This is a genomic window from Psychrobacter sp. T6-1 (assembly GCF_052258445.1).
Genome location: NZ_JBQQFC010000168.1, coordinates 1 through 5,218 on the forward strand (window position 1 = coordinate 1; position 5,218 = coordinate 5,218).

Here is a 5,218-nt window from a genome sequence, read left to right on the forward strand (position 1 = left end):
ACGTGTCCGATGGTGCCGACGTTAACGTGGGGCTTTACGCGTTCAAACTTGGCCTTTGCCATGAGGTTTTCCTTTTTTGGTTAAACAATGAGTTGAGCATCTATCTTTAATATAATTTGTCTCATAGAGTCTGAATACAAATTAAGACGATACTATTAATCTGTTTTACTTTAAATACAGCAACTACAATAATTAATTATAACATTAGCTTTTAGCTTGTGAGCTTACTGTATCATAAGCTAAATCATAAGCAAACTGACAGCACTAAAAGGCAACACCTCAGTGTTACCCTGTCATTATCGCTTGCTATATGATAGTTATATCGATGCAAAACTTTATACAGTTATCACATATTATTTTTTATAATGCAAGCTGGATATACCAATAGGGCAAAACAGGCGTAAAAAATGAATATAAGTGGAGCTCATATCGAGAATTGAACTCGAGACCTCTCCCTTACCAAGGGAGTGCTCTACCGCTGAGCTATATGAGCATAGTTTAAATAACTACTAAAGAAATCTACAAGCTGTACTTAAAAAAATATCACGAAACAGTTAATGGTAATAACTGATTATCGTGATGAAAATTTTACGGTAAGCTGCGGTCAATGCCACGTATATGGAGCGGGTGGCGGGAATCGAACCCGCGTCATTAGCTTGGAAGGCTAAGGTGTTACCATTATACCACACCCGCAATAGCTCTTATTCAAAGTGACTCTTTACTTAACTGATATCAGTATTCAAAGAGGTCTGGCTATAGAGTATGCTTGGCGCTGCTACGATAAAACTTAGAAAATATGGTGGTGGGGGAAGGATTCGAACCTTCGAAGCTTTCGCGACAGATTTACAGTCTGTTGGGTTTGACCGCTCCCCAACCCCACCTAAGAGTGCTTTAAACAAAAATAACTTAAAAAAGTAAATTTGTAAAAAGCGGCATTATTGACTAATGCTTAAAAATGACTTTGAAAAATGGTGCCGACTGCCGGGATCGAACTGGCGACCTACGCATTACAAGTGCGTTGCTCTACCAACTGAGCTAAGTCGGCTTGTTCCTTCAAAGTGGGGAGTATTCTATCAAATATATCTTAGAATACAAGCCCTATTTGCACTTTTAGATGGTTTTTTTTATAAAAAATCTTACGCAGTTGATTATATTGTGATTTTTTAAGGCTTAAAATATGCTTTTAACATTTATTAAAGGTTCTAGTTTAATGGGGCCTTACTGAATACGCAAACCATCACATGCCATTTTTACAGCCTTAACTAATGCTAAGGCTTTTTTGTTGGTTTCATCCCACTCCGCCTCTGGTACTGAATCGGCAACCACACCTGCCCCAGCTTGAATATGTATCTTACCGCGGCGCATAACCGCAGTGCGAATAGCGATAGCGGTGTCCATATTGCCATGCCAGCCCAGATAGCCAACTGAGCCACCGAACACGGTGCGACGTACCGGCTCAACCTCGTCGATAATCTGCATCGCGCGAATCTTTGGCGCGCCTGAGAGCGTTCCTGCTGGGAAAGTGGCACAAAAGACATCAAGCGCGTCTTTATCTGGTAGTACGGTGCCTTCAACGTTAGAGGCAATATGCATGACCTGTGAGTAGCGCTCAATAAACATTTTTTCGGTGACTTTGACACTACCATACTCACAAACGCGGCCAATGTCATTACGCCCTAAATCTATTAGCATTAAGTGCTCAGCAATCTCTTTTTGATCAGATAACAGCTCACGCTCTAGTGCTAAGTCCTCAGCTTCATCACGGCCGCGCTTACGGGTGCCTGCTAGCGGACGGACGGTCACTTGCCCGTTCTCAATACGCGATAAAATCTCAGGGGAAGCTCCAATAATATCAAAGCGTTTGTGATCATCCAAAGTATAACCATGTACCAAAAACAGATAAGGCGACGGGTTTAAAAAACGTAGTGCGCGATAAACCGCTAGGGAGTCGCCAGTGTAATCTGCGCTCAAACGCTGAGCGGGCACCACTTGCATGACATCTCCTGCAAAGATGTAATCTTTAATCTTATTGACATCCGTGCAATATTTCTCTTCTCCAGTTTGTGATTCAAACTTGGGCGTTGGCATGGTCGGCGTGCTCAAATCTGCCATCTCAGCCAATTTATCTTCTATCTTCTCAAGCTCGCGAATTGCAGCGCTATAACCCTCATCACTTGTACAATCGGCATAGACAATAATAGATAGAGTATTCTCAAGATTATCAAAGACAATCACACTCATAGACAGCATAAGCCACATATCAGGCAGCGTCATCGGGTTTGGTGCATCAGACTGACCGACAGACGGCTCAATGACACGTACCATGTCATAACCAAAATAGCCTATAAGACCGCCGCTAAAGCTCGGTAGCGTAGGTATATCATCAGCAGTTGGCATCTTATACTGCGCCATCAGCTTACGAATGTAGTCAAAGGGATCAGCCACTGCGTTGACGCTAATGTCATTGTCTCGCTTGACCGTCATCTCGCCGTTGACATATTGCAGCAGCAAGTCACTACCTAAGCCAATCATCGAATAACGCGCCCAGCGCTCCCCGCCTACCACCGACTCAAACAAATAGGCCGAACCACTTAGATCACGTACTTTGGAGAATACAGAAACGGGCGTCTGCGCGTCCATCAAGCGCTTTTTTATCAGCGGCGCATGACTAAAGCCTTGTGCTTTAAAAGCGGTATATTCTTCAAAATTCATCATAGCAAAGGGTCTCTTAGCACAGTAGTAGCAAAAGATAGTCGTTAATAATAGCGAATCAGTATAACAAAACTGACCGATATTATGAGTGCTTAAGACAAAATGTTTGCAAGCACAAGGAGTAAAAGCAAATGACAGTAACCATTAATTTAAGCATAAAAATAAGCTGCCAGACTTTGTAACGATTTTATCGTTGTAAAGTCTGGCAGCTTAATAGCTTACCTAATTACTTATAAAACCTTAAATAAGCATTTAAAAAGACTAGGCGTTTGGGGCGAGCTTACACGCCGCCCATATTAAATAACCACAGTGCAATACCGATAATTAGGATAATAATAAACACCCAAATAAACCAGCCGCCACTTGGTTTTTTGTCAGTGCTAGCGGCATTAGCTGGATTATCGATTGCCTGATCCATCGCATTATTACCCGTCGTGCCCAAGTCGCGTGACCCGCCTAGATTAGCTGTTCCTGAGAACTGAGCGGTGGCTGCTTGCTTGGCGCGCAGTACTTCTGGATCGGCTTCTTCTTGTAGCTCAGTCGTTGTCGTTTTATCGTGTTCAGGGGCTACCGTATCATCGTGATAAGGAGCACGCTTGGTTGAGTGCTCGTCGGTGGTTGTACTGTCGGTATTTGTATTGTGGGCGGTATCTTTTGCAGGCTCAGTGGACATCACTGTCTCCTCGTAAGTGGGGGCATTGGCTGTAGGTGTCGGGGCTGATGTCTCATCTAACGCTGATGAATCGCGGCTTATCGGCGCATCAGTACTATTCATATTTGTTATATTAGTACTATTCGCGTCAGCGCTATTTATATCAGTACTGTCTGCGGCAGCGAGCACCTCAGTCACGATCGTATCTTTGACGATAGGCTCATCAGTTTGAGCTTTATGATCTGTAGGCGCTACACTATTAGAGATAGGCTGCGCACTATCGCTCGCTGCTAGGACTTCAGTCACCATGGTTTGTTTGACTACTGGCTCATTTGAGCTTGGAAGCTTCTTACTCGAAAGAGTGGTATCAGTAGTACTCGCTGTACTGTTAATATCAGCGGCATCATTAATATTAATTGTGCCATCAGACGCTTTGCTTTTATAACCTGTAGAGATTGTAGATTTTGTCGCAGCAGCGCCAGTCGCTAAGCTGATAGCTTCTGCAGTAGTATTTGCGTCAGGGCTTGCATCAAAGCTCGTATCAGAGCTAACGGCATTGTTATGATGCGTATCGACAGCCGTAGTATTGTCGTTAGTGATATTATTAGTAGTGGGGTTATCTAAAGTGTCGTTATTAACAGGACTTATATCAGCAGTATTCATGCTATCTATGCTATCTGTGCCTGTAACAGGCAGCTGTTTTGCTGTATCAGCAACCGCGAATACTTGAAAGCTAAAGCTGGCAAACCCAACAATGTCGGCACTTTTTAAAGCTCTTGATTGATTGCCATCGATGCGCTCATCATTGATAAAGGTGCCATTAGATGAATCTAAATCTTTGATATACAGCTGATCCTCAGCCACGCTAAGCAGTGCGTGATTGCGCGAGACTTCTTTGCTACCGAGCACTAAATCATTATCACTGCCGCGCCCGACCGACAAGCTATCAGTAATCGGCAACGTCAGATCACCCAAAGCTTCACTCAAGGCATCTAATTGCCAAGTTTTGGCTGCCAAATTATCTGATAACGTAGGATTGGTTGCACTTGCATTTGCTGTTTTACTGTCGTCCATATCGCTTGTCATGTTACTACTCCTTTTTATTGATTGCCTTTATTCTACCGCAACCTTTATCCTCTAGTGTTGAAACACTGTTTACGTTTTTAGAGCTTGTTTTGCAAAAAGCTCTAACCGCTCAACATGTTTACCCAATAAAAAAGACACGATATACGTGTCCTTTTTATAATCATAAATAGCTTAGTGTTCGCGCGTACTGCTAAAGGTAATCTCTGGATAACGCTCTTGCATGAGTTGCAGATTGACCCGAGATGGCGCTAAATAAGTCAAATAACCGCCACCATCGATCGAGAGTTGATCGTGAGCTTTTTTCTTAAATTTGGTCAGTGCCACCTCATCATCACAGTGAATCCAGCGCACTGTCGCAATAGAGACCGGCTCAAAGGTGCACTGAACTTTGTACTCTTCTTTGAGGCGATGGGCGACCACCTCGAACTGCAGCACGCCGACTGCACCTAGGATCAAATCGTTATTAATCTGCGGCATAAAGACCTGCGTTGCGCCCTCCTCGGAGAGTTGCTGAAGACCTTTTTGCAGGGCTTTGGATTTAAGCGGATCACGCAGTACCACGCGGCGAAACAGCTCAGGCGCAAAATGCGGAATCCCGGTGAAGTTTAACTCCTCGCCTTCGGTAAAACTATCGCCGATAGAGATGGTACCATGGTTGTGCAGACCAATGATGTCACCTGGATACGCCTCTTCTAATGCTTCGCGATCCCCTGCCAAAAACGTCAAGGCATCAGCGATACGCACGTCTTTACCTAGGCGTACATGCTT

Annotated in this window: 3 protein-coding genes and 4 tRNA genes; all 7 read right to left on the reverse strand. The window is 43.9% G+C overall.

What is annotated here, in order from left to right; all coding sequences use genetic code 11:
- Window positions 1-418 precede the first annotated feature (418 nt).
- A tRNA-Thr gene (locus ACTXGO_RS09250) sits at window positions 419-493 on the reverse strand.
- A gap of 126 nt (window positions 494-619) precedes the next feature.
- Window positions 620-693, reverse strand: a tRNA-Gly gene (locus ACTXGO_RS09255).
- 104 nt (window positions 694-797) lie between these two features.
- Window positions 798-881, reverse strand: a tRNA-Tyr gene (locus ACTXGO_RS09260).
- Window positions 882-969: 88 nt separating this feature from the next.
- Window positions 970-1,045: transfer RNA gene (locus tag ACTXGO_RS09265), tRNA-Thr, on the reverse strand.
- Window positions 1,046-1,218: 173 nt separating this feature from the next.
- Window positions 1,219-2,715 carry an anthranilate synthase component I gene (gene trpE, locus ACTXGO_RS09270; protein WP_443574181.1) on the reverse strand — a complete coding sequence of 499 codons (1,497 nt, stop codon included), beginning with the start codon at window positions 2,713-2,715 and terminating at the stop codon, window positions 1,219-1,221.
- 277 nt (window positions 2,716-2,992) lie between these two features.
- On the reverse strand, window positions 2,993-4,450 hold the full coding sequence (locus ACTXGO_RS09275; protein ID WP_443574183.1) for an FHA domain-containing protein: 1,458 nt from the start codon (window positions 4,448-4,450) through the stop codon (window positions 2,993-2,995).
- Window positions 4,451-4,621: 171 nt separating this feature from the next.
- Window positions 4,622-5,218, reverse strand: a 597-nt coding sequence (locus ACTXGO_RS09280) for a peptide chain release factor 3 (RefSeq protein ID WP_459112919.1), incomplete at its 5' end; no start/stop codon positions are given.

Excerpts from the sequence above, each read along its gene's own strand:
- trpE (WP_443574181.1), bottom strand. The coding sequence starts at position 2,715 with ATGATGAATTTTGAAGAATATACCGCTTTTAAAGCACAAGGCTTTAGT.
- ACTXGO_RS09275 (WP_443574183.1), bottom strand. The coding sequence starts at position 4,450 with ATGACAAGCGATATGGACGACAGTAAAACAGCAAATGCAAGTGCAACC.